At 52.9% G+C, this 24675-nt stretch carries 18 protein-coding genes and 1 pseudogene; 9 read left to right on the forward strand and 10 right to left on the reverse strand.

The window, feature by feature from the left end; genetic code table 11:
* Positions 1-227 precede the first annotated feature (227 nt).
* The 3 genes from Poly59_RS25930 to Poly59_RS25940 are packed head-to-tail and all read left to right on the forward strand — an operon-like array spanning position 228 to position 5406.
* Positions 228-3731 carry a hypothetical protein gene (locus tag Poly59_RS25930; protein WP_146537030.1) on the forward strand — a complete coding sequence of 1168 codons (3504 nt, stop codon included), beginning with the start codon at positions 228-230 and terminating at the stop codon, positions 3729-3731.
* Positions 3728-4192, forward strand: a complete 465-nt coding sequence (locus Poly59_RS25935; protein ID WP_146537031.1) for a response regulator transcription factor — start codon at positions 3728-3730, stop codon at positions 4190-4192. The genes Poly59_RS25930 and Poly59_RS25935 overlap by 4 nt, the downstream gene beginning before the upstream one ends.
* Entirely contained in the window at positions 4186-5406 is a 1221-nt protein-coding gene (locus Poly59_RS25940) for a phosphorylase family protein (RefSeq protein WP_146537032.1), read from the forward strand. Before Poly59_RS25935 ends, Poly59_RS25940 begins: the two co-directional genes overlap by 7 nt.
* An 891-nt stretch (positions 5407-6297) precedes the next feature.
* Here Poly59_RS25940 and Poly59_RS25945 read toward each other — a convergent pair.
* The 5 genes from Poly59_RS25945 to Poly59_RS25965 form a co-directional block, all read right to left on the reverse strand.
* Entirely contained in the window at positions 6298-6711 is a 414-nt protein-coding gene (locus tag Poly59_RS25945; protein ID WP_146537033.1) for a thiol-disulfide oxidoreductase DCC family protein, read from the reverse strand.
* 3 nt (positions 6712-6714) lie between these two features.
* Positions 6715-7323, reverse strand: coding sequence for an SOUL family heme-binding protein (locus Poly59_RS25950; protein ID WP_390621533.1), 609 nt, complete (start codon positions 7321-7323; stop codon positions 6715-6717).
* Positions 7324-7470: 147 nt separating this feature from the next.
* Positions 7471-7863, reverse strand: a complete 393-nt coding sequence (locus tag Poly59_RS25955) for a TspO/MBR family protein (RefSeq protein ID WP_146537035.1) — start codon at positions 7861-7863, stop codon at positions 7471-7473.
* Between the two features lie 88 nt (positions 7864-7951).
* Complete coding sequence (locus Poly59_RS25960; protein ID WP_146537036.1) at positions 7952-8221, reverse strand: toxin-antitoxin system HicB family antitoxin; 270 nt, start codon at positions 8219-8221, stop codon at positions 7952-7954.
* 2 nt (positions 8222-8223) lie between these two features.
* On the reverse strand, positions 8224-8670 hold the full coding sequence (locus Poly59_RS25965; RefSeq protein ID WP_186776527.1) for a putative toxin-antitoxin system toxin component, PIN family: 447 nt from the start codon (positions 8668-8670) through the stop codon (positions 8224-8226).
* A 739-nt stretch (positions 8671-9409) separates the two neighbouring features.
* Here Poly59_RS25965 and Poly59_RS25970 point away from each other — a divergent pair.
* Positions 9410-10039 (forward strand): annotated as a pseudogene (locus Poly59_RS25970) (nitroreductase family protein).
* A 55-nt stretch (positions 10040-10094) separates the two neighbouring features.
* Here Poly59_RS25970 and Poly59_RS25975 read toward each other — a convergent pair.
* The gene (locus Poly59_RS25975; protein ID WP_146537038.1) at positions 10095-11321 is read right to left on the reverse strand and encodes a hypothetical protein; all 1227 of its coding nucleotides are present in this window, start codon (positions 11319-11321) and stop codon (positions 10095-10097) included.
* Positions 11322-11553: 232 nt separating this feature from the next.
* Here Poly59_RS25975 and Poly59_RS29815 point away from each other — a divergent pair, with 232 nt between their 5' ends.
* The 4 genes from Poly59_RS29815 to Poly59_RS25990 all read left to right on the forward strand — a co-directional run bounded on the left by Poly59_RS29815 (position 11554) and on the right by Poly59_RS25990 (position 13127).
* On the forward strand, positions 11554-11766 hold the full coding sequence (locus Poly59_RS29815; protein ID WP_186776528.1) for a hypothetical protein: 213 nt from the start codon (positions 11554-11556) through the stop codon (positions 11764-11766).
* A gap of 96 nt (positions 11767-11862) precedes the next feature.
* Entirely contained in the window at positions 11863-12210 is a 348-nt protein-coding gene (locus tag Poly59_RS25980) for a hypothetical protein (RefSeq protein WP_146537039.1), read from the forward strand.
* Between the two features lie 14 nt (positions 12211-12224).
* A complete protein-coding gene (locus Poly59_RS25985; RefSeq protein ID WP_146537040.1) occupies positions 12225-12830 on the forward strand; it encodes a hypothetical protein in 606 nt (201 codons plus the stop codon).
* A gap of 3 nt (positions 12831-12833) precedes the next feature.
* Positions 12834-13127 (forward strand): response regulator, encoded by a 294-nt coding sequence (locus tag Poly59_RS25990; protein WP_146537041.1) that lies wholly within the window; start codon positions 12834-12836, stop codon positions 13125-13127.
* Positions 13128-13146: 19 nt separating this feature from the next.
* Here Poly59_RS25990 and Poly59_RS25995 read toward each other — a convergent pair whose 3' ends face one another.
* Genes Poly59_RS25995 through Poly59_RS26010 form a run of 4 tightly spaced genes read right to left on the reverse strand, consistent with a single transcriptional unit; the run spans position 13147 to position 23935 of the window.
* Positions 13147-15519 carry a hybrid sensor histidine kinase/response regulator gene (locus Poly59_RS25995; RefSeq protein ID WP_246151946.1) on the reverse strand — a complete coding sequence of 791 codons (2373 nt, stop codon included), beginning with the start codon at positions 15517-15519 and terminating at the stop codon, positions 13147-13149.
* An 8-nt stretch (positions 15520-15527) separates the two neighbouring features.
* A complete protein-coding gene (locus Poly59_RS26000) occupies positions 15528-17039 on the reverse strand; it encodes an ATPase domain-containing protein (RefSeq protein ID WP_146537043.1) in 1512 nt (503 codons plus the stop codon).
* Positions 17040-17054: 15 nt separating this feature from the next.
* The gene (locus Poly59_RS26005) at positions 17055-18164 is read right to left on the reverse strand and encodes an ATP-binding protein (RefSeq protein WP_146537044.1); all 1110 of its coding nucleotides are present in this window, start codon (positions 18162-18164) and stop codon (positions 17055-17057) included.
* A complete protein-coding gene (locus Poly59_RS26010; RefSeq protein WP_146537045.1) occupies positions 18161-23935 on the reverse strand; it encodes a CheR family methyltransferase in 5775 nt (1924 codons plus the stop codon). Before Poly59_RS26010 ends, Poly59_RS26005 begins: the two co-directional genes overlap by 4 nt.
* A 213-nt stretch (positions 23936-24148) precedes the next feature.
* Here Poly59_RS26010 and Poly59_RS26015 point away from each other — a divergent pair, with 213 nt between their 5' ends.
* Positions 24149-24493 (forward strand): hypothetical protein, encoded by a 345-nt coding sequence (locus Poly59_RS26015; protein WP_146537046.1) that lies wholly within the window; start codon positions 24149-24151, stop codon positions 24491-24493.
* The last annotated feature ends 182 nt before the right edge of the window (positions 24494-24675 follow it).

Consider the following 24675-nt stretch of genomic DNA (forward strand, 5'->3'; position numbering starts at 1 on the left):
GCAGCATCGAAGTTCGCGATTGCGTTTCGTGATCGGTAGCGTGGACTATGTAGCGAAGTGTTGCGGATTAAACCTGATAAGTCATGCCTGTTGCGTCTCCCCCAGGCCTTTTCAGCGTTGTTGATCTGTTGGACAATGCTCAGAGACTACACACTTCCTTTGAAAGTGAGTCCTCTATTTTGTAGTTTTCAATCAACTCGCTGGCTCCATCGACGTCGATCCCTACCATGACAAAGGCACCCCGGCGACCGCAGGCATTGCGAAGAAAAGACAAGCAGCAAAAAATTCTGGACATCGTTCAACACGATGGAAAGCACAACTACTCGGATGTCAGGAACCTGAAGGCTTATTCGGTCGAGGACCTCACTCGCGTGATCGGGCGACTTGGCCGAGATGACGTTGAAGAAAGCACCATTCTGAGGAATTTATACCCGCGGCGATTGGCAGATTTAGGACGGGGGCAAACACTGCCGAAAGCCAGGTCTCTTGAGACGGAAATGCTCTGGTTGACTTCTCTCTGTGTAGCCCGAAGCGACGATATCAATCAGTTCTTAGATAACAAAAAACAATTTGAAGACCGATTGCTGAACGGTTCGTTTTTGGACGCAGACCGTGTCTTGAAGGAACACGAAGATCGTTTCGGTTGCTCTTTATGGCTAATAGAGTCCAAGTTTGCTGTAGCCCAGCTCCGAGGAGGTTTTCAAGAAAACCGAAGTCTTCTTGCCGACATTCGACAAGAATGCGACAACGATTTCCTAGCGATTTTGTGTCAGTTTTTGAGCGAACGCGCCGAGGATGATGTTTCTCGAAACCATCTTCGCTATGAACTAAACGCGTTCAGCGATGCGCAAATGTCTATGGCAAGGGAATCAAAGCTCGAGAAAACGGCTCAGCAGTTTGTCGACTTTGTTAGAGCGAGGATGGATTTCCACAGCCAAGCATCGAGCATTGACATCCACAGCTTTCTATATGTTGCAGGATTCTTCTCTCTGGTAGACCAGTATCTCGCTCTGGTTCAATCGATACAACACCAATTTGCCTTCTCATCTGTTTGCGTAACCAAAATCCTTTCAACTCGAGGACTAGACGCAATCACCGAAAGCAAGCTGCACTTCATGCAAACTCTGGCAACCGGCTACCTACCAGCTCTGGCAAAGACGTGGAACGGTGGGGAATTGGTAAAGCTGATAGAGCTCTACACCGCCGGAGAGTATTTCGAGGTAAGAAACCAGGCGATTGACGCTATTAAAAAACACCCTTCGCGTTTCGAGCACTACGAGTTGCTTGTTCGGTCATCTCTCTACCTTGGCCAACGAACACTAAATGTCGATGGTCTAGGTTCAATCGCAGCGCAAATTGCAAATTTGGTATTCGATGCTTTAGCGAGAACCGAGTCATCGGCCTATTCACTGCATCGCTTGATGAAAGAGGGCTTGCGTATAAGTTCTTCACAATTCGCGGACCAGACAATTGCATTTTTCTTGGAAAATCGGATGCCCTCCGAAGCAATGAGTGCAGGGACGCTTGGTCTCATTAATGTATCTTCGCTAACACCGAGATTGGCAACTGGAATCAAGGACCGATTCAAAGGGAGGGAAATCCTTAACTACCTTGGTCAACGAGGCGCTCCACTAACGGCATCACTTTTTCGAGCTATCGCTGACGGGACAATTGTCGAAGAAGACAATGATGACCTGAAAGTGATTCCGCAGCAGAGAGTTGCCAAATACAAAGGTCAATACCTTGAGAAAAGCAGCGATTTCTCAGGAGCTATTCGAGAATACAATCGAATCTGGGAAGATCCCACTTCACCCGCATTTCAACAGAGCGATGCACTTGGAGGCCTTTTCCGTTGCTTGATGTCTCTTGGCGAATTTGACCAATGTGCGAGCGTGGTGGTTGAAGGTGCCTTGCGAAGCACAGGATTGCTGCTGAATGTTCAGTTGAGTAACCTGCTCAAAGCTTTAAAGCTGCTACCGCCTGGGAACTTGAATCAGATTGTTGATCGCTCGCTGGTCTTCTGGATTGCCGCAACGTTTGATTATCGCTTGTGGGAAGACGATCAAGTCTTTGACATCGCGGAAGATCTATTCATCAAGCTAAATCTCGTCATGCCCGGTGATCTAATCGAGCAAGAAACCGACCTAGATGAAACGAAGTTACGTCGTTTCCTCGAATGCATCTGCGTTCCAAGTGTAATTTGCTCCTGGCCGTCGTTTGCCAACACTGGTACAGAAGGGGTTGAAAATGACAGGATAAGAATACTAGAGCATCTTCGGAGCAACTTTTTAGACGCGCAGGAATCTTACTCCGCCGAGATTGCAGAGATTCGTCGGCAGCAAGCAATTAGGCGGGGCATTCGGCATATTGACGAAACAAAGATCTTTATCAATGTCGAGGGAATCCGAGAGTCGTTAGACGATAATTTCCGAGAGAAGCATCAACGGCTTGTTAAACTCGCCGATCTCCCCCTGGAGCGACTCCGTCGCGGCATTGTCTCGCTGGGTATGGACGGAGTAGAGGGTTTGGATCGTGTCATCATCCTTGCAAAGTCGGGAGATGATGGCCTAAAAGTTTTCAGTGAACTGTTTGATCAGGTAAGGACTCGGTACATAGCAAGTGACGAGCACGGCCTAGATTCCTACATCGGAATGCAGATTCGGCACGGGACAATGACGAACCAGCTCAGGGCAATTTTTGAAAGGCACAACCTTGTAACGGAGGAGTCTGACGGTCGGTATTCCAGCAACCACTATTGGCTAACGACAAGCGTCCCAATGAGTGATGAATCTAAGCAGTTCGTGGATCAACACTTCATGGAATTCTCTCAGACTATCGATGCGATCAATGAAGAGGTTCGAACAAAATGGGTCCAGGTAAATGTTGAGCATGAATTACCATCTGCGCTGTTTGATTATCGTTTCGACCAAGACGACCTTTCGAAGCTCTATGCGAGTCTTGAAACGTTCGAGCCAATAGAGGCATTTCTCGATGCTATTTTTGACTCGCTCACGCAGCGGACTGAAGTGAATCTGAAAAACGCTCGAAACAAGATTGAAGGTGAATTAGAGCGCAGATACACCTCGCTCGTCGATAATCTCGAACAGGAAGTTGAGCATCATCTTTCACCATCTGACAGACAGAAATTCAGGCGTTCAATTGAAGAGTGTCGGACAGAGCTACACGAAACATGTAAGCGGGTGTCAAGCTGGTTTCGATTGTCAACAGAACAAGACTTTTATGACTTTGAGTTTGAGGAAGCCGTCCGTGCCGCGTCTGACATTGTCAGTTCTTTTCCAAATTTCCTGGAAAGTCCGAAGATTTCGGTGCGATGTTCTCATAAGTTCGGCGGTGGGAGCTTCAGATCATTCATAAACATGCTGTACATTCTCCTGGAAAATGTCGCCAAGCACGCCGCGCCCTCATCGGAAGAAGTTTCGATCGATGCTGTCGAGGAAAACGGAGCACTTCGACTAACCGTGACGAACCCTCTGTCAGATCAAACTGACATTAAACTGCTGCGAGAGAAAGTCGATAGCATTGAACGAGCGAAATCATTTCGCGAGTTCCGGGAGGCTATTCGAAGCGAGGGCAAAAGTGGATTCCCCAAGCTGTTGAAGATTCTTGACGTTGATCTCCGGCAGACAGAGCCCAGAATAGAATTTTCCGTCGATGAGGCGGAACGACGTTTTTCGGTGTCGGTAACCGTAAATATTGGAGATCTACCATGACAAGTATTTTGATCGTTGAAGACGATGATAATAAGCGCGCAAAAATTGACGAGTTTGTGCGTGAATTGAAGTCGGGTTGCGAGGTTTCCCACTCGCGATCGTATTCCTCGGGAGTTGATCGTGCAATTCGGGAAGGGCCGGATCTGCTACTCCTTGATATGCAAATGCCAACATTTGATAAATCAGAGAAAGAAGATGGTGGGCCGTTAAGACATTTCGCTGGTATACACCTACTTCGGAGGCTTCGGAAGCATGGTATTTCTACCAGGGTAATCGTCGTCACCGGATTTGAGAGTTTTGGTGAGGGCGAAGAAAAAGTGTCGCTTGAAGGTCTGGAGCATCGACTGAGAGACGAATTTCCCGAAATCTTTCTGGGGATCGTTCACCTTCGTGCATCTGAGTCACGTTGGCAAATTGAATTGAAGGAACTTCTGTTGAAGTTTTATGGAGAGAAATGTTAAACGTACTAATTGTTGACGACGACAGTGTCAAACAAGCAAAAATCGAACAGGTCATTCGTTCGCATGTTTTTTGTGATTTGGAGCTCAAGGTGGTTCCTTGCCAAGCAGCGGCATTGGAGGAGCTCCGGAGCAATCATTTCGATTTGATGGTTCTTGACATTAATCTTCCACGAGGAGCTTCCGATAATCCAGTGTCTGATGGTGGGATTAGGTTGCTAAAGACACTCGACAAACACAAGGAATTTAATTCGCCGCAGCACGTGGTCGGCTTAACCGCTTACGAAGAGTTGGCTGCCAAGAACGCGTCTCTGTTCAATAGCTCCATGAGGTTCTTGATAACCTATAAAGCGAGCAGTTCTGATTGGCAGTCGCGTCTCAGCACCTTGGTCGTTAACATCGTCGCGGCGAAACCAGATGCCGAGGACGCGAACTACCTTTGCGACTTGGCAATTTTGACGGCGCTACAAAGTCCCGAGCTTGATGCAGTGTTGAAACTAGACGCTGACTGGGTTCAGCTTCCGCAGTCCATTGGGGATGCGTTTTGTTTTCATCGCGGGACCTTCAAACTTGACAACAAAAAGCTGTCGGTTATTTCGGCGTCAGCGACTCGAATGGGCATGCCGGCCGCAACTGTGCTCACCTGCCTGGCCATCGAGCGGTTTCGCCCCAGGTATCTGGCAATGGCAGGCATCGCAGCCGGCGTTAAGGGCAATTTCGGCGATGTGCTCGTCGCTGATCGCACATGGGACTATGGAAGCGGGAAGTCGAGAAATTCAGGTCGTTGGTTTGCAAGAACCCAATTTGATCCAGATCCGCATCAGATTTCGACCGATGACGGATTGCTGTCACGGATTTCGCTCTTTCGTTCTCAGAATCGCGAGATGCTTCGTCAACTCGCCCAAGACTGGAATGGTTCTGTTGAGCACACACCTGAAATTCTCATTGGTCCAGTTGCATCGGGGGCATCAGTTCTTGAGAACCGACCTGCGATTGAGGCCATCAAGAGAAACAATCGAAAATTGATTGGTATTGAGATGGAGACCTATGGCGTTTATCTCGCGGCGGCTTTGGCGACATCACCACGACCTGTAGTTTTTTCAGCGAAGGCAATTTGCGATTTCGGAGACAACCGAAAGAACGATAGGATGCAGGAATTTGCCGCGTACATGAGTGCTCAGGTGTTGCATGCGTTTGCAGTTCAGCATCTTTGTTAGACGAATGCGTCCTTGACGTGAACTACATCCGTCTAGCTCGCACAAGGACCGACATCTCTTTTCGAAAGTCACTTAGTTGCAGGCCGACTGCTTCGACACACGTGACGACGTCATCACTGCAGTAGATCGGTTTTGCTTACGATGCGTAACGATACGACAGCAGATACCCCGTGGGGTCAAAAAAGTCGAACGAGCACTTTGGTCGATGAATTCCAGGGTTGCAACCTCGACGGAAGACCAATTTTGGGTCGAGACTGGATCTAACGTGGACGACAACGCGGGCAAACCGAGCCCATTCGCCGTCGCCGCGCAGCAGCAAACGCACCAAATGATTCACAGTCCGTGTCGGGAAGCGAAAGAAAGCAGGCCGAGCTAGGCAGCGCGTCGAAACAACCGCGAGTTGCTTGGGACGACGACCGACCTGACCGAGTTGATGTTTGGAAGTGAGCGTTCTCAGCTGAACAGCGTTCGAGATGCCTTGGTGGATACCGGGGCGACAAAGTGATTTTATTGCGACAAGGGATTGTCGGAGACGACGGCTCATGTGGATCACTTTGTGCCGTGGGCATAGTATTCCGTTAATCTCGGCCACAACTTCGTTGTCGCCCACGCAACGTGTAATTCGTCAAAGTCCGATCACATTGCAGCGGCCGAGTTTTTAGACAAGTGGGTCGATCGCAACCTAACGCTTCGTGGCGGATTGCAAGAAGCTTTCACGGTGCAAGGAATTTTTAAACGATTTGTCAACGTCGGCCCGTGTCGCCCAATGGGTGTACTCCACGACGGCCGACGTGGGCGGTCTGACCTGGACGTCGTCGTCAATGGTGCCACTTGAAGACCGATGGCAGGCAGCGATCGACCGCCTGTTAGCGACAGCCGGATGACCCTTTTCTAACGCAACGCCGACTTATTGACTTCGCAAGTCTCGGCTGTGCAGCGACCGGTTAAACGGAGACGGTTCTTGGCGAAGACTTGGTAGCCGAAGTTGAGGGCGTGCGAGATGCCGGGGAGGCGGGTTGGCCAGACCAGTAAGCCGAAGCCGACGGCGGAGTAGAGTTGGCGGAAGACTTCGACGCCGATGATCCACTGACCATCAGGAAGTCGACCGTGGATTTCATCCGTGAACTGAGCGGGCGTCTTTTCGTATTCTGCCGCGTTGAAGTCAGCAGACGCGATGTCGGTGAATTGAATGCGATCTTTGCGATCGAGCCATTTCAGCAACTTGATTTCACGCAGGCAAAGTGGGCACTCGCAGTCGTAGAAGACTTCGACGGAGTGGCTGGCGGTTGAGGGTTGGTTGCTCATGAATTACTTCAACCGGATCAGGACTTCATTCCGACGCAGTGGGCCAGGCGTGAATGGTGGATCGTAGGATGCAGATTCAACTCCGCTGGATTCCGGTGAGTCGTCGGCAGTGAGGCCTTTCGATTCCATCCAGGCTCGGAGCTTGGTCTCGGATTCTTTGGCGAGCTTTTTGTCGAGCCGGCCGGAGAATCGAAGGACTGCGAAACGACCGCCAGATCGTTTGCGAACGTCAACGTCGGGACCGGTGGGCGACGGGACGCCTTCGACGGCTACTTCCTTCGGCATCACGAATCCCATTTGAACTTCCGAATCCGCTTTGTCGTTCTCCATGAACACGGGCGTCGTCATGGAAATCTTCTGTTCGGACTCGTTCGCGCCCGAGATGTAGCGGAACAGTTTCATGAAACTGCCGTCGCGACCTTGGGCGTCGATCTTGGTGGACGTCGCAACCATCATTAGGTCAGGGTATTCGCGGACTTCAAAGTTGCCGTCCGACTCGATGACCTTGTATTCGGCTGATTCGTAGCCGGCTCGAGTGGACTTGTTGAACACAAACACCCCGATCGCGACCAATACCGCGATACTGAAGAAATACACCATTCGTTTACGCATCATCCATTCACCCAACGAAAACCCGCAGCGACGATTCGGAAATCGGATCGTACACTGTAGAAGGATAGATGCCTGGCAAGGAGGGCCACCATTGTTGCTCGGCGGTCCTCCGCCGAGCTGATCACGGTGGAGACCACCGTGCCACTATCAGTTGTTCCAGGTGATCGAGAACTGCAGGACGCTCGCGATCGTGACCCAGATCAGGTACGGGATTTGAGCGAATGCGATCCAGCGGTGGTGAGGCCAGATGGCTTTCATGGCCCAGAGGATCGTGATCCAGACGATGGCGATGTCGAGGGCGGCGAGGGGGAGGTTTCGCAGGCCGAACTGGATCGGGGTGAAGGCGATGTTGGTGATCAGGTTGATCGCGAAGGGAATCGCGACTGGCCACGGGATCTGCTTGCGGGCGACTCGGTAGAAGACGTATCCGAATGTGATCAGGATGATCGGGTAGAGGAGTTGCCAGACCAGACCGATCGTCGACGGCTCGGGAGTCCAAGTCGGTTTATCGAGGGCGTCGTACCAGTCTCGCCAAGTCATGTTGGGAAGCTTGAAGAGTGAAGTTTGAAATGAAGAAAACGGGTTACGAATATCGCTTGGTGAGCGGGCACCGACTCCTTCACGCTTTTTACTGGCCCGAGACTGCTCGCTCAATCTCGGCTGGAGTTGGCTCGGTTCCTGCTCGGGGCTTGGACATGAACTTCAGCACTCGTGCATGCAACTTTTCCCGATCGACATTGCCTAGCCGATCGCCCATCATCGCGAGCGTCTCGGTCTGAGCGATCGTGGCAGCAAGCGTTGCGTTGATGTAACTGTTTAACGAAACGCCTTGTTTGCTGGCCAACTCTTGTGCCTTTGCTTTGAGGTCATCTCGCATTCGCAAGGAAAGCGTTGCCATGATCAATTCTCCAGGTCATAAAGTGTTGTGAATTCAAGCGGAGTCATTACGTCCCATCCGTGCTTGACGAGATCCAGGTGCGAAAAATCGCGAACGTTATACGTGACGATGATCGCGGTTGCGGCGATAGCGGCCTCGATAAATTTGTTGTCCGCTTCATCAAGCAGGTTCGGTCGCCAACTGAAATGGAGTTGCGTTTGGTGTGAAAGCGAAATGAGATCCAATATCAAATCAGCGTTCTGCTTCACCGTCAGTCCAGTCAGCTTCCTAACCGGCGGACGCCCCAACACGTCTGCATACTCAGCCACAATGCCCTCGGTGAGCATGAGCTGAATTTGACCGTCGAGCACAGCCATCAGAACGCGGTAAGCCAAGCTACCTGCATGTCGACACGCTCCTGCGATCAATACCTTCGTATCAAGAACGATGGGAGGACAGGCGTTTTCCAACTTTGATTCTCGAATGCAGCCGCGGCAGGTGATACCACATTGTGCTACAAGGGTTCCCTTCCGTCAAGCGGATTTTGCTGGCGAGTTGCAGTGCATGCGGTGCCACTGACTCTGGGAAGTCGGTCGCGGACAACGCTCGCTCGCGAATGACGCGATAACGCGCGGGTGAAAACCGGGTTATGAAGTCGTGGTATTTCGCAGTGTGCGGGCACCTGCGAAGTGAGCGGCTTGAAGAACCGTGGCTAACGGGCAAACGGCTAATTTGAGGATGCGTTTACCACTTTTTTGTGGGAGGGCGGGTAGAGTTTCTTTGTGGATAACTTTGTGTGGAGAGACCTTTTGAAAGGAGTTCGGTTCGCTCAACTTGAATCTGGCATGTCGGTTTAATCCGACCGCCGGGTTATCGAATCAGCCGACGTTGGTCTTCATGACTGACGCCGGCTTTTTTCGTGCTTTACCGCAGTCCTGGCAAGGACTTACGTCGACGCTGGCCCGCGAAAGTTCTCTCGGAGTGTCTCTGGAAAAGTACTATCGGCCTGCCACCAAAACGGACTCTGGGCCGATCTCGGCCAAAGGTCTCTGTTGTCTCTGTACGATGCAGACCTCCAGGTTATGAAGTCCCGGAGTGCTCTCCGGAGAAAGTGGTCAACGTTCCTAGAGTCGTGCTAGACGGAGACGTCCGATACAAAACCATTTTCCTAGATTCCAAAAATCTCAACTCACCTTCGAGACATCCGATATGCAAGTCAAAGACGCCATCTTCAATCGCCGAGCCATCAAGCACTTCGACGCCGACCACAAAATGTCGGCGGCCGAGGAAAAAGAGCTGCTCGAAAACACCATCCAGGCTCCGACCAGCTTCAACATCCAGCACTGGCGGTTCGTCATCCTGCGTGATCCCGAGCTCCGAGCGAAAATCCGAAAAGACTTTGGCAACGACCAAGCCCAGGTGACTGACGCCTCGCTGCTGGTTCTGTTCACCGCCGACATGAAGGCATGGCAGAAAGAGCCGTCGCGTTACTTTGCGAACGCGCCAAAGGAAGTGGCCGAAATGTTGGTCAACTGGATGGGACCATTCCCCAGTGTCAATTGAACTCGGGGCCGCGAGTGGCTCCAACGCGACGAAGCCCAGCGTTCGATCGGCATCGCGATGCAAACCATGATGTTGGCCGCCCAAGGCATGGGCTATCAATCCTGCCCGATGATCGGCTTCGACATCGAAGCCGTCGCTAAGCTGATCAATCTTCCGGATGACCACGTCATGGGACCAATGGTCGCGATCGGCAAGGGCACTAAAGAAGCATGGCCAAAGCCTGGCCAACTCCCGCTTGACGAAGTTGTCATCGAAAACGGTTTCAAAACGCCTTAAGAATGCGGGACATTTATGAGGACGGCTGCTTCAACCGAGCACGACGCAAGTGAAATCATGCTCGTGACTTCTCAAAATCTTCCATTGCATTAACATCGCCATGGTCATCCAGTGGATAAATAGCGAAATCAGAATCAACCCATTTTTCGCCACTAAGTTGTGACTGCAAATCGCGGCACACCTTCCAAAGCAATTCACGAAATGGCTGTGGTGCATCAACATCCCGGAACTCGGGCAAAGCGTCCACTGCGATTAGCAGGCGATTTGTTAGGGTTCGCAGTGTTTGGCCGGTTCGCTTTTCAGGAGGCCAAACTGCTTCGACGGGGAATGCTTCGACGTCGAATCGGTCCGCGTCGGAGTCCAAATTCGACCGACATGCCACTGATGTCGGTAAGCCGCAATGGGCATGCTCGGCGGAATAGATCAGTGCGACGCGATGAAGTGGATGTGCTTTCTTTGCCTTCTTAAGCGTCGCGGCAATCTGCTTGACCAGTAGTGGTTGTAACTCCAGCGATACCGACTCGATCGTGTCGTTGGTATTTCGAGTGTAAACCGTCGATGAACGGGATTTGTGCGTTGCCTCGCTTTGAACGCTTTGTAGGATCCCAAGTTTGTCGTAGGAATAGGTCAAAATCTCTTGGGATGGCATGAATTCGCGAAGTTCCGGCGTGACTATCCGGAATCGTGCGGCATTCACTTCCGGGGAATCATCCTTCGCCCAGTTTGGCAATTCTCCGTTGTGTTCAAATGACTGGCGAAATGAGGCTACGATCCGATCATCGTTCCACTGAAACATTTCGATTGTCAGATGGTCAGACTCGGCAGGCGAATATTTGTAGGTACTGATAATTCGCTGGCGTTCGTCCGAATTACACCGCGTAAACCTAGGACGCTCCGGGTTCACTGTGTAAGCATCTTCGTCTGACTTGTGAGCTGTTGTAATGTCATGAAAGGTGTCCGAGTACATGACCAGAAAGCTGTACCATTCACGCTGGGCTATCACAATTCGATGGTCTTGGTCGAATCCATGTTTTACTTGTCGAAAAACTTGCTTCGGTGCGGGACCAAACAATGTTTTGCGGTCCTTCCAATAACCGTCCGATTCACTCGTATCGATGGACCAGTTGAGCGGATGATTAGGGATTAGTAATTGGTCATCCGTATATTGCCACTGAGTAACGCTCGCTTCGATTTCTTGTCGAATGGTGTCGATTCCGTCACGAATACCAATCCAATCTGATTGAAGTTGCTTCCAGCCTTCGGTGGGATTATCGATAAACATTTTGTCGTTTTTCTGGTGAATCGTGTTTGTGTTCGCTGCGTTGCCACACTACTCGATATTGGCTAGAGAATTATAAGCGAATCGAAATGTCGAGAAGCGGTTAGAACGTACCGAATACGTTCGCCGTTTACGCAAAATCTGGTTAACCCTATCGAGTTCTCTCCTACATAACCCTGAGGGCGGAACCGTTTTGTTCGGTTCGCTAGGGATTGGTTTTGGGAGAAAGGGTTGAATGACGCCCGACTATATCCAGCCTGCCGTTCAGGTGCGGAAAGTGGCGAAACTGCTGGAGTTGGTGACGATTCGGGTCAAACGCGGCGAAATTCCAGAGACTTTGAAAAGTTCTCGCGAGATGGAGGAAACGGGAATTGAGATCTCTCCGCCGTCAGTGATCACTGTGTCTCGCGGCGACTGTTTTGCTGGCGGCAAGACGGTCCGCAGGTGAACTCTCAAACAGTAACAAGCTGCTCGGCAAAGCAGTGCTTTCCACTGGCACCAACACACCGACCGTCCGCGTTCGACTCAGTCAATAAGGATGGGCATGGCGTCGATCAGCCAAGTAACGGCCGACCGGGCCAAGGCGATCGAGCGTCTGGAGTTCGCCGACGACCGCAAGACTAGCCAATGGCTGCGGGCATCGCCGTTCGTAACCTGCTTTTGCATCGCCGTCGCCTCGACAGAGGCGACATGGCGCGTGCAAGCGTTGCTTCCCGACGAAGAAGTCGTGCAGTTCGGTTACTACGTTCGCTCGTCTACGACGGGCAGCAAACTCTTCAACACTTCCAAGCCGCTGTACTTGAAGCCGGAAGTGATGTGCGGCCTGCCCATTCGCTTCGTTTCGACGGTCGAACAAATCAATCCGATCCTTTGGGTCATTTTCAAGAGTTAAGGAGCACTCACTGCATGAACGCAACATTGCGAGCCATCATCGCCGCGTGCGTCCTGTGTCTGGCAAACGGTTGTTTGCCAGAGCGACCAATCCAGGTTCGTCCGCTTCCGGCCCCCGCGCCAGAGCAACCCGCGGCGAACTTGCCTAACAAGCTGCATCAACGCAATTGGACTGGCAAGCTCAACCAGGGCAGTTGCGTCCACGCGTCGCTGGTCAATCACTTGCGTTGGCTCAACGAGTTTGAACTCGGCGAACGATGGCGGTCGACATACAGCGACGGTGAATATGACTCGCAGCTGCGAAGCCGACTCGATGCCGCCGACATCGACTACAGCTACACGATCAAAGCCGACCCGCGTTTTTTCGATTGGGCAACGGCGACTCGTCGCGGTGCGATTCTGTGGTGGAAGCCCGCCCACTGTTGCACTTTCGTCGGCTGGGTGAATCGGGACGGACGGCAATACGCAGCGATTCTCGACAACAACTATCCCGGCCGGTTTGAACTCACGCCGCGCGAACAGTTCGTTCGCCTTTGGGCTGGCTATGGCGGATTCGCACTCACGGTCCTCGACGACCCAGCCAGTTCCTTGCCCTATCGAAGTTATGAGGTGATTCAATGAACGATGGAATTCGGATTCGATGGAGCATCGGCGCTCGTTCACATTCGTGACTTCCACCCCGATGCTTTGGTGACGGACTTGGAAATGTCTGGCATGGATGGGTTGAGCTTAATCTCGGCTCTGCGATCGAGTGACAACCCGATTCAACGTGACATACCGATCATCGTTTGCAGTTCAAAGGTGGACAATCAAACCATTGCCGAATTGCGTAAGCTGGGCGCGGATGCGATCGTTCCCAAACCGGTCAATGTGAAGCTGCTGGCTGAGACGGCGTTGAGACTGTTTAAAGCGGTGTAGCGATAACGAAGTAATTGCATCAACACGTTGCTTGGGTGGTCAAGCGGTGAATCATCGCGATCAATGCGTTGCTGTCGAGTGGTTTGGTAGTGTAGTCGGTACATCCAGCCGCCAAGCATTCATCGCGATCGCTCTTCATGGCATTGGCGGTGAGCGCGATGATCGGCAGCGTGCAACCTCGCTGGCGAAGTTCGGTCGCGGCGCTGTAGCCGTCCATCACGGGCATCTGCATGTCCATCACGATTAGGTCGATTGTTGATTGTTCATCCGCGGTGATCGTGTCGACAGCCTCTCTGCCGTTCGTTGCCGTGACTACCGTGCCACCGGCTTTCTCGATAAAGTGTCGAGCTAGGTAACGAATGTCGCGGCGGTCATCGACCACCAAAACGTTGGCTTGAATCGAAGTAATCTCGCCTGGATTGTCCGCCGCGATATCAACCGCCAAATTCGGCTCGACCAACTGGCCGATTTCAGATGCTTCGATGGAAAGTGTGAACGTGCTGCCCCGTCCGTGCTCGCTTTGAAGAGAGATATCGCCACCGAGTGCTTGCGCTAACCGGCGACAGATGGCCAGTCCGAGACCCGTGCCACCGAAGGATCGCGTCGAGGTATTGTCGACTTGAGTGAACGGCCGGAACAACGCCTTTTGATCATCGGGCTTGATCCCGATCCCGGTGTCCGTAACTTGGAAGTGGAGGATACGTTCCGCGTAGCGACACACCACGTTCACTTCGCCTTCATCGGTGAACTTGATCGCATTGCCGACCAAATTCAGCAGAATTTGTCGAAGTCGAACAGGATCACTTTCGATCCACTCAGGAATCGGGCCATCGAATTGGATGCGTAGAGGAATCTGTTTTTCCGACGCACGCACATCCATCAGTGATCGCACCTCCGCGAGCAATCCGTCCGGCCGTACCTTCGTCTTTTCGACCTCCAATTTGCCTGCGTCGATCTTGGACAGGTCCAAGATATCATTGATAATGTTCAACAAAAAATTGCCATTGCGTCGGATCGTTTCCACGACTTGTTGGTCGTCCGGATCTTGTAAGTGATCTTTCAAAATGTCGGCATGACCTAAGATCGCGGCCATCGGCGTGCGAATCTCATGCGACATATTCGCCAAAAACTCGCCACGGGATCGGTTGGCGGCTTCAGCAAATTGCTTGGCCTGTTCAAGCGACTGTTCAAATGCCTTTCGTTCGTCGACGTCGATGACATAACCGGTGTAGCCGAGGAACTTGCCAGAGTCATCGAATCTCGGTCGCCCCACATCGATGGCCCAGCGGTAATTGCCATCGGCCATTCGTAAACGATACTCGCACGAGAACGGTTGCCTGTGTTTTGCTGCGGATAGAAAATCATGACCTGCGCGTTGCTGATCGTCAGGATGGGTCGCCGTTGTCCAGCCCAGACCCATGCCTTCGGCCTCCGTTTGACCAGTCGTGACGTACCAGTGTTTGGACAAAAACGTGCACATGTGGTTCTCGTCGGTGACCCACAGTATCGCCGGCGATGCATCCGCGATGTCACGAAAGTACTTTTCGCTCTGAAGCAAAATATCGACGGATTGTTGCCGCTCTGTGTTGTCGTAGAAGTAGCACACCACACCATAACGATCACCCAGCACGACGACCCGTTCTAGCGACCATTCGTAGGCTTCCGTTGCGTCGCGGTCGACACGTTGATGCACGAACCCTTCGGATTGATAAGTCTCGCCAGTTTCCAATGTATGCTTGAACTTGGCAACAACATCTTCGGCGACGCTCGTATCCCAAATGCACTTCAATGCGTCCTCCACCGCCGTGCCGATCAATGGATCGACGTTGGAGAATGCGTCGCGTGCTCCTTTGCTGGCGTGCAGCACTTTCAATTCATCATCGACCACGTACAAACCTTGCGGACTGTCCTCGATCAAACGCCGAAGGGTTTCACTGGATTGCAGGAGGCTCTGGCGGTCAGAATCTTGCTCGCGCAGCAGATCGCGGACTTCAAATTGACGTTGCCGGTCGCGAAGTTTTGCGACGACCGTGCTGACGAAGATGGCGATCCTCAGCGGCCGAGTGATCAGCGTGACGTGCTCAAGTGAGAGAATTTGTTGCAGAATTGTCGATCCGACCTCGCCCGGTTGCAGTAAGACGAGGATGGGAAGCTCGGACCATTTCGGTTGTTTGCTCAAAGTTTGCTTGAGTTGATTGATCGTAGCACCGTCAAGGTGTTCCTGAGCGATCAGGGCGACTCCCGCGCCCTCGGCAATCGCGGTCGTGAAGCCTTGAATATCGTCGCAGCAACACACGGAAATATTGTTCTGCGTTAAGACTTGGTCACACAATCGCGCGTCTTGAGGCGTCGGCGTCAATGCCACGACTCGCTGGCTCAATGTTTCATTCACAGCGGCGTTCATACTGGATCGTTCCCCGTTCGCTCGATCAGCGAATTGTGTTCGCCCATGAAATCTGGAACGCCGGTCAGAATGCCACGGAACTGCGTGAGCGGCGGGCCAATCTCGACGCCTTTGTCGCTGAGCTTAAATTCGCGGATGGAGCGTTCATGGCGACCGGTGCGTTTCTTAACGACCGAGATCGCTTGGCGTATCTCGCCGGAAGCCTCGAAGTAACGAAACAACACGACAGAATCGGCGAGGTAGCTAGTGTCGACCGGCGTGCCCATCAACTGCCCCAACATTCCGTGCTGGGCAACGACCACCAGCGTCAAAATCCCACGTTTGCCGAGGTACTGCAGCATCTCGTGAAGCTGGATGACTAAGAACTTCTCATGAGGCATCGAGTTCAAGTAACCATTAATACTGTCGATCGTCACGATGCTAACGCGGCGTCCCTGTGCATCGGGCTGAACCGTTTTACGGACCATGCACGCAAACTCGCTGGGTGTGATCTCGCCGGGAATCAAGTTCACAATCTCAATTAGGCCGTTGTCGATATGCTCTTGAAGGTCAAAGCCTAAACCCGCTGAACGAACGTGTAATGATTGCAGACTTTCCTCAAATTGAAATAAGATTGCCCGTTCACCACGACGTGCCGCCGTTACCGCGAACTGTAAGGCCATCGACGATTTACCAACGCCTGCCGGACCGAGCAACAATGCGCTGGTGCCAGCGTTCAGTCCGCCGCCTAACAAGTTGTCGAACGCTTCATTGCCGCTATTGACTAAGTGAGTGTCCGGCGAACCCACAAATTTTTCGGTTGTCTCGCGCGGATATATTTGCAGTCCGCCTCGCTCAATACGCATGTCATGAGCGCCGCCGATGAAGGTACTGCCACGATGTTTTAAAATTCGTAGTCGTCGCCGTTCGCCACCGTAGTCAGACAACAAGTGCTCCAATCGAATGACACCGTGTGCAATGCTCTGCAGGTGCTGGTCGTCAACGCCGGAATAGTCGTCCAGTAACAGAACCGTGCAGCCGCGGCCGACGAAAAATTGTTTCAGCGCCAAAATCTGACGTCGGTAGCGTAGTGAACCTTGCGAAAGTAATCGCATTTCCGATAACGAGTCAAAGACGACTCGTTTGGGCTGCAACGCCTTGACTCGCTCGAGCACTCCATCGACGGTCGTGCCAAGTTCGATCTCCGCAGGTTCAAACATCGTGTACTGCAACCGTGGATCTTCCACACCTTCAGTATCGACCAACTCGTATATGTCGATGCCGCTCAAATCCCAACCGTGCGATTCTGCAACGCCTTCAAGTTCGCGTTTGGTTTCTGACAGCGTGACGTACAAACCCTTCTCGCCACTACGAACCCCTTCGAGCAGGAACTGCAAGGCCAGCGTCGTTTTTCCCGTCCCTGGCATACCTTCGACGAGGTACAACCGATCGGAGGTTAAACCGCCCAGGAGGATTTCATCGAGTGAGGCGTTGCCAGTACTGATCTTGGCGGGGGTAATTGAATTCATTGCGGTTCGTGTTCGTTAAGGTCTTTTGTTAACAATGCTATCAATTTTTGCGATAAGTGCGTTGCTGTCGAGTGGTTTGGTCGTGTAATCGCTGCACCCAGCGGCCAAGCACTCGTCGCGGTCGCTTTTCATCGCGTTGGCGGTGAGTGCGATGATCGGAAGTTGACATCCACGGCGTCTTAGTTCCCGCGTCGCCGCATAGCCATCCATCACCGGCATTTGCATATCCATCACGATCACCTGGATGCTAGATGGGTGGTCCGAGTAAATCAGGTCGATTGCTTCCTGGCCATTCGTTGCCGTCACCACCGTCCCGCCTGCCTTTTCTATGAAGTGCTGAGCCAGATAACGGATGTCGCGGCGGTCATCGACCACCAGCACCTTTGCGTTCAACTGAATCGCTTCTGGTCGAGAGGGAGCCTGAAGGTCGAGCGTCAAATTGGGTTCAATCAGTTCGCCGGATGCGGCGGCGTTGATCGTCAACGTAAAAGTGTTCCCTTTGCCGTATTCGCTTTTCATGATGACATCCCCGCCGAGAGCGTGGGCAAGTCGGCGACATATGGCTAGACCAAGACCAGTGCCACCAAACGACCGCGTCGATGTATTGTCGGCTTGCACGAAAGGCTGGAACAATTGAGCTTGGTCTTGCTCCCTGATTCCAATACCGGTGTCGATCACGTCAAAGATCATGACGTCTGGGCCAGCGTCATAGCGACAAACGACTTTCACGGCACCCGCATCTGTGAACTTGATGGCGTTACCAACCAAATTCAGTAAGATTTGGCGGAGCCGGATCGGGTCGGTGTTGATGGCTTCGGGAACCTCCACGTCGTAAACCAGCTGACTGACTACCCGAGAAGCATCTGGATACGGTTGCGGATAGTCCTCGTCACTGGTGATGAGATAACCACGTTGCCCGGTTTCGGCATTCACGATCGCGGATTCAATCTCCTTGACCTTCATCAAAACCGTGTTCGTGTGCTGCACGAGCCGCCGATCGGACAACAATTTCTGAAAGTTTTCGCATGTCAGCCAACCCGAAACAATAATGACGATAATGACCAGCGCGATCGCTAATCCTTCACCGGATTGACTAAGCAGAGATTTAGGTTTGAATTGGGTCATGACAACGAGGCCGAGGCAGTAAGCTCCCGAACCAGTTGCACAAGCCGTGCTGCGTCAATCGGTTTACTCAGATAATCGTTGCATCCGGCTTCGATACAACGGTTCATGTCACCCTGCATCGCGTCGGCGGTCAAGGCGATGATCGGCCCGGTGTAGCCGGAAGCTCGCAACTCTTTCGCGGTTTCGTAGCCGTCCATGTTGGGCATCTGCATATCCAACAGAATCAATTGCGGCGTGTTTCCGGTGGTGAGTCGCTGACGGACAAAGTCGAGTGCCAGTTGACCATCTTCGGCCTCTTCAACGGTAGCACCAGCGTTTGTGAGCAGACGCTTGCTCAGGAAACGGATGTCGCGGCGATCGTCCACAACGAGCACCGTGCAGGTCAACGCTCTCGTTTCGCTGGCGGTCGAATGGGTATCCGACCGCTCTTTGACGACGAGTTTCGGTTCAATAAGCTCCACATTATCAAGCGAACCGGTTTGAATGGTCGCGCTAAAGGTGCTGCCTTCGCCTAGCGTGCTTTCAGCCTGAATGTTACCACCGAGTAACTTGGCAAGTCGTCGGCTGATCGCCAGCCCCAAGCCGGTGCCACCGAAGTGCCGCGAGACACTCGAGTCGCCTTGGGAGAACGGTTTGAACAGTCTCGCCTTCTGCTCTTCGTTCATACCGATGCCGGTGTCGGTAATGTCGAACACAAGTTTGCCTTGGCGTGTGCCGCCGCTGGCCGCTTCGTCCTCCACGTATCGAGTGACAATATCGACAGTCCCTTGACGCGTGAACTTGATTGCGTTGCCGATCAGGTTGATAAGAATTTGCTTCAAGCGTTTAGCGTCGCTCTCGATCAAGCGAGGTATTTTGCCATCGTAGCGAACATTCAACTGCAAGTTGTTCTCACTCGCTCGCACGTTCATGATGCTGCGAACGTCCTCGACCACAACTGCAGGATCGAACCGTTCGCGATCAATCTCCAGCTTGTCAGCTTCGATCTTCGACAGATCGAGAATGTCGTTGATGATCTTGAGGAGGTAGTCGCCGTTGCGACGGATCGTTTGCAAGTGCTTCCTCGCTTCGTCTTGAGCAACGAAGTCTTGTAGCAAATCCGCGTAGCCCAAGATGGCGGTCATTGGCGTGCGAATTTCGTGCGACATGTTGGCCACGAAGGCACTCTTTGCTTGGTTTGCGGCTTCCGCGATTAAACGTGCTTGTTCTAGATCGGCTTGGGCTTGGGCACGATCCAATCGCAAGTAAACTAATTCGGTTAGATCATCTAAAAACTGCATTTCCTCAACACGCCAGGGATGCGGAAGGTCTTTCGTGATGAACAAGGTGCGACGCAGTTCCTTGGTTGGTTCAAAGGCACCTTCCGCAATCGCAACAATGCCGAGCGACTCGAACTGACGGAGCTTGTCCTCGCTCCGCTCTGTTTGGCGAATATCACCCATGCGAACGGGTTCGCCTCGGTTCATCGCAGCCATCTCGTCAGTGGTCAGAAACTCATCAATTCGATGAACGCCGATCAGCGATGGAAGATGCTCACGGTGCATTTCGTGAAACACTTCCGTCGTGTTTTCGGCGGCACGAATGTTGGCTAAGTAGCAACGAGAGGCGTCAAAGAACTCGCCAATTTCTTGCGTCGCCACGTGCATGATTTCTTCGGCGTCCGTTAGTTGCGTTAAACGTTCCAGCAGTAAACCTCGGAACTGAATTTTCGCCTCGCGTCGCCGGTCAGCGGTCACGTCTCGAACTTCGATTACGGTCGAGACCGGCTTACCGTCTTCAAAGACCGGACTGGCCGCGCAAACGACGGGAAACTTGCTGCCGTCCTTGCGGAAGAACAAATCATGGTGCGCTCGGACCGTGAAGTCCTCCGGTAACGCACGATCAATAGGACATTCGGAAATCGGATAGGGGCGCCCATCCGGGTAGTGATGGTGAACGAGGTCATGGAGAGGTTTCGATCTAATCTCGCCAGCATCAAACCCAGTCATCTTCAAGAAAGCACTGTTGCAATAGATCACGTGTCCCGTGTCATCCATCATCACCAACCCTTGCGTCGAATTTTCGGCGATGGTGCGGACGAGTTGTTCGCTCTTGCGAAGTTCAATGGTGGCCTTATGACGGTCCCGTATGTCGACGCCTGACGGAATCAAATATTCCACCTCGCCCGCATCGTTCTTGACCGGTGCGATCATGAAGTCGATCATCACTCCTTCGTCGCCGTGGGCAAATAGCGAAACGTCGTATCGAACGACTTCGCCCGCAAACGCCCGCTGCATGGCATTCCGCATTTCGGTCGCCACATGTGGATCGTAGTTCCACCACGGGGCGTCGGAAAAATTTTTACCGATGACTTGCTCTCGGCGTGCCTTCGCGATCGCTAAGGAACGCTCGTCGACTTCCAAGAGGATTCCGTTTCGGTCGATCACGCCAACGAGTCCGAGTTGATGGTTAATCACTCGCCGTAAATGCGACTCACGCTCGGCCGCGTCGAGTTCGCGACGTTTACGGTCAGTGATGTCCATCACGACACCGAAGAAATCTTGCAATTCGCCGGTTTCTGTAAGTCGGACGTGGCCACGGGCTCGAATGTGCCGAACCTCACCAGACGGCCAGTGGACGGGATACTCTTGATCGTAGACTTCGCCCGTTTCAATAGAATGCTCGATCGCCGCCGATACTCGCTCGCGTGCCGACTCATCCATCCGCGAGATGAACTCGCTGAGCGTCGGCTTTGAGTCTTCAGGAAAACCAAAGTGCCGATTGAGGATCGCGTTTGACTCGACGTCATTGGTTTGCATGTCCCAATTCCAAACGGCGACGTCGGTGACGTTCAGCGATAACTCCAACCTTTGCTTCGCGTCGGCTAATTCGATCTCCGTTATTTTGCGATCGTGAATGTCCATGTTCATCCCGACCCAGCGATCGACCGTCCCATCAACAGCCCGCTGGGCAATCGCGCGCACCTGCATCCACCGATATTCACCGCTGTGGTGTCGTAAGCGGTATTCGGTCGCGAAAGGTTCGCAGCGTGCAACCGCGCCTTCCCAAGCCTCGAACGTGGTGTGGCGATCGTCAGGATGCACGGCGTTGAGCCAATCGTTACCACGAAACTGTTCATAGGTCTGGCCAGTGAACTCGCGCCAACTGGGCGAATCTTCGCGGACCTTTCCTGAATCGTCGGTAATCCAGACGATTTGTGCTGAGGTGTCAACGAGCAACTTGAACAGATCTTGGCTGTGACGCAGTTCACTGATATCAGTGAACGTAACAACAATACCCTCGCTTTGGCCCGTATGCGATTGATAGGGAAGCACGCGCCGGATGTATGACTTTCCCGATTCGGCGACGACAGTATGCTCGACTGCTTGGCCGCGTTGAATCGACTCCGGATCGGGCAGTGGCGGCATGTCACGAACAAGCGGAACAAAACGTTCCAGCGGACGCCCTACATCGGTTGAAATCAATGAATAGATGTCGCCGATCGCGGGTGTGAAGCTGCGAATGTTCAACTGCTCGTCCAGGAAAACAGTTGCAATCCGAGTACTACGCAGCAGGTTTTCGAGGTCGGCGTTGGCTCTCGCCGTCGCGTCGCTTCCAGCACGAATTTCCTCCTTCGACGTTTCTAGTTCTTCATTGGCGGATTGGAGCTCTTCGTTCATCGAGAGAAGCTCTTCGTTGGAAGATTTCAGCTCCTCATTGGCGGTTTCCATCTCCTGCAGCGTCTTGCCGAGATCTTCTCGCGTCGAATCGAGTTCACGCTCCAGCTGTGTGACGAGTTCGTCGTTCAAGATCGTCGTCCCGGAAGTCGTCAAAACTTTCGAAGTGTCCGCATCATGCTCACGATACTTTTGGCGATTTTCGCTACTTTCGTCGCGTTGAATTGGTTTGCCCACGTCGTGGAAGACCACCATGAACAATCCTTTATCCTCGCCGAGTCGGGGCATCGGCTGAACCGTGATCATCACACGCTGAATCTTGTCGTCGACGCGGACGGATAGATCATCGTGGTCGACGCGGCGCCGAATCTTCTTAGCTTCGGCGATGGCCGCACGTAGTCCCAGTCGTAATCCTCGAGCAGCCATTTTGACGATGTTGTTTTGAAAGTTACCGCCGCCAATCGTCAAGTACTTTTGCATACCGGCAGATGCATTCAGAATCTGTCCATTCTCGTCGATCACCACGCACTTGGGCGCAAATTCATCCAGCAGGATTCGCTGCCGAATCTCGGTCAGATCGGTGCCGGAGTCAGGTTCAAGCTGCCCGTCGGGGCGTGTGGCCATCGACGCAGGCCGGCACTGGCTTGCGCCGCTGGAGCCAATCGCAGTGCCCTTTCGCTGCGAAATACGCTGTTTGGTGTCCAGCGATTTAAAAAGTTCATCGTGAGAAGTGATGTTCTCACTCGGTCCCAAAAACAAGTAACCGCTCGGACGCAGTGCGTAATGGAATAGCGGAATTAACTTGTTCTGCAAGTGCGAGCCGAGGTAGATCAATAGATTGCGGCAAGAAATCAAATCCTGCCGCGAAAACGGTGGGTCGCTAATCAAGTTGTGTACGGAGAATAAAACCATCTCACGAATTTCTTTCGTGACATAATATTTCTTGCCTCGCTTTACGAAGAATCGCTTCAGGCGTTCGTGACTGATCTGCTCCTCGACGCCGATGGGATATGCACCGCCGCGAGCGACCGAAAGAGCGCGTTCGTCAATGTCGGTGGCGAATATTTGTACGTCACATGGTGCGATAAGTTTGTCCATCACTTCGCGGCAGAGGATGGCCATCGTGTAGGCTTCCTGGCCGCTTGAGCAACCTGCCACCCAAATTCGGACGCAGTCATCCGACGTGCGATTCTCGAACAGCTTGGGCAGCACTGTTTGTTGCAGCGAATCGAACGCATCGGGATCGCGAAAGAACTCAGTCACGCCTATCAGCAGCTCACCGAAGAGCGCTCGGACTTCATCTTCGTGTTGCTGCAAGTGACCGACATAGTCGCTCACTTCCGCAAGTTTCAGGACTTGCATGCGACGCTGAATCCGCCGCGACAGCGTGTTGGTCTTGTAGTGTTGAAAGTCGTGATGCGTGACTTCCATCAAACGTTCCGCGATCGCGGGGATCGCTTCCTTGATGACGGTCTGCGTTCGCGTCCTTGATGCGGGTTGGTCGGTATCGGCGAAGTGTTGGGCATAGATCAGCAACTCCGCGGCGATCTGCGACGGCGAAAGCACATGGTCCGCCACGCCGGTTATGGCGGCGCTGCGCGGCATCGAATCGAATTTGGCGGAGGCCGCGTTTTGGGCGAACGTCAAGCCGCCCTGGTCACTGATCGCCTTGAGTCCCATAGTGCCATCGCTGCCCGTGCCGGACAAAATCACGCCGACGCCGCGTTCGCCTTGGTCTTCAGCGACCGCGTGAAGGAAGTGATCAATGGGTAACGCCGGTCGCTCGTCGATATTCTGGCTTGCGATCGAGACAACGCCGTCATTCAAGTCCAACAGCGTCTGCGGTGGACACAGATAGAGCGTGCCGGGAGCGAGTTGTTGCTGGCCGTCGATCTCGACGATTTTCATCCGCGTCGTGTTGGCGAGAAGTTCGGGCAGCAACGACTTGCTTGTTGGATCGAGATGTTGCACGAACACGATCGCCAGGTTCGGTGCATCGCCGAGTCTGTTCAGAAACTCGCGGAACGCTTCCAAGCCACCGGCAGACGCGCCAACGGCGACGGTCAGGAAACGATCTTGGGAAGGGGAATCGTTCAATGGGCGGGCCTTTGCCATCTGTCGCTCGGTATTGTTAAATCAGCCGATCAATGAGATTTTGCACCATTTTGCCAGCCAAAGAATTCACCGCCAATTCTAACCGCCAGCCGACTTGACGAGAACGGGCAAGTGGGACACTCGCTGGCAATGAGCGTTCATCTCTCCTGAACCGGCACGCCGGTTGCTGAGCCTCTGCGTTACAGAAGGCCAGTACACGGAGCGAAACCAATCATGAACCGAGTTGCCACCCAACGGGAAGCGATCGACTTTCCCAATCTGCAAATTCATATCGAAATCGTACGACGCCGTGGTCAACCGATCGCGTTGAGCCTGCAAACGCCTTCACCGACGGTTCCACAAGCGTTCGATGTGGCGGACTGGCCGCAGTGCCGTTGGTCTGGACTATCCGCAGAGGAGAGTTCGGTGGAACGTCATGCAATCTGCAACCGGCTTCATGCCGCGGCGATGTCGTTGGACATTTTGGAACGCCACACCGCCGAAGGCGACCTTGAGGATGTTGATGCCATTCTCAATATCGCCGTCGAGTCACTGACCGAGTTGGAGCGGCTGGCTTAACGGTGCATACCGATCTCTGGCACGGGCTTTGCTGAGCAATCGGCTGCCTGAGTCGGCAACTCAATTCACCACTTTGCGAACGACTATCTACACCATCCTTATCGTGCTGCCGCAGATCGGGCGTCATTGAAACTTCGATCATCTGACGCCTACAAGTTTTTAACTCTTAACCATTGACCTCC

Origin of the sequence: Rubripirellula reticaptiva (assembly GCF_007860175.1) — a bacterium.
Lineage (GTDB): Bacteria > Planctomycetota > Planctomycetia > Pirellulales > Pirellulaceae > Rubripirellula > Rubripirellula reticaptiva.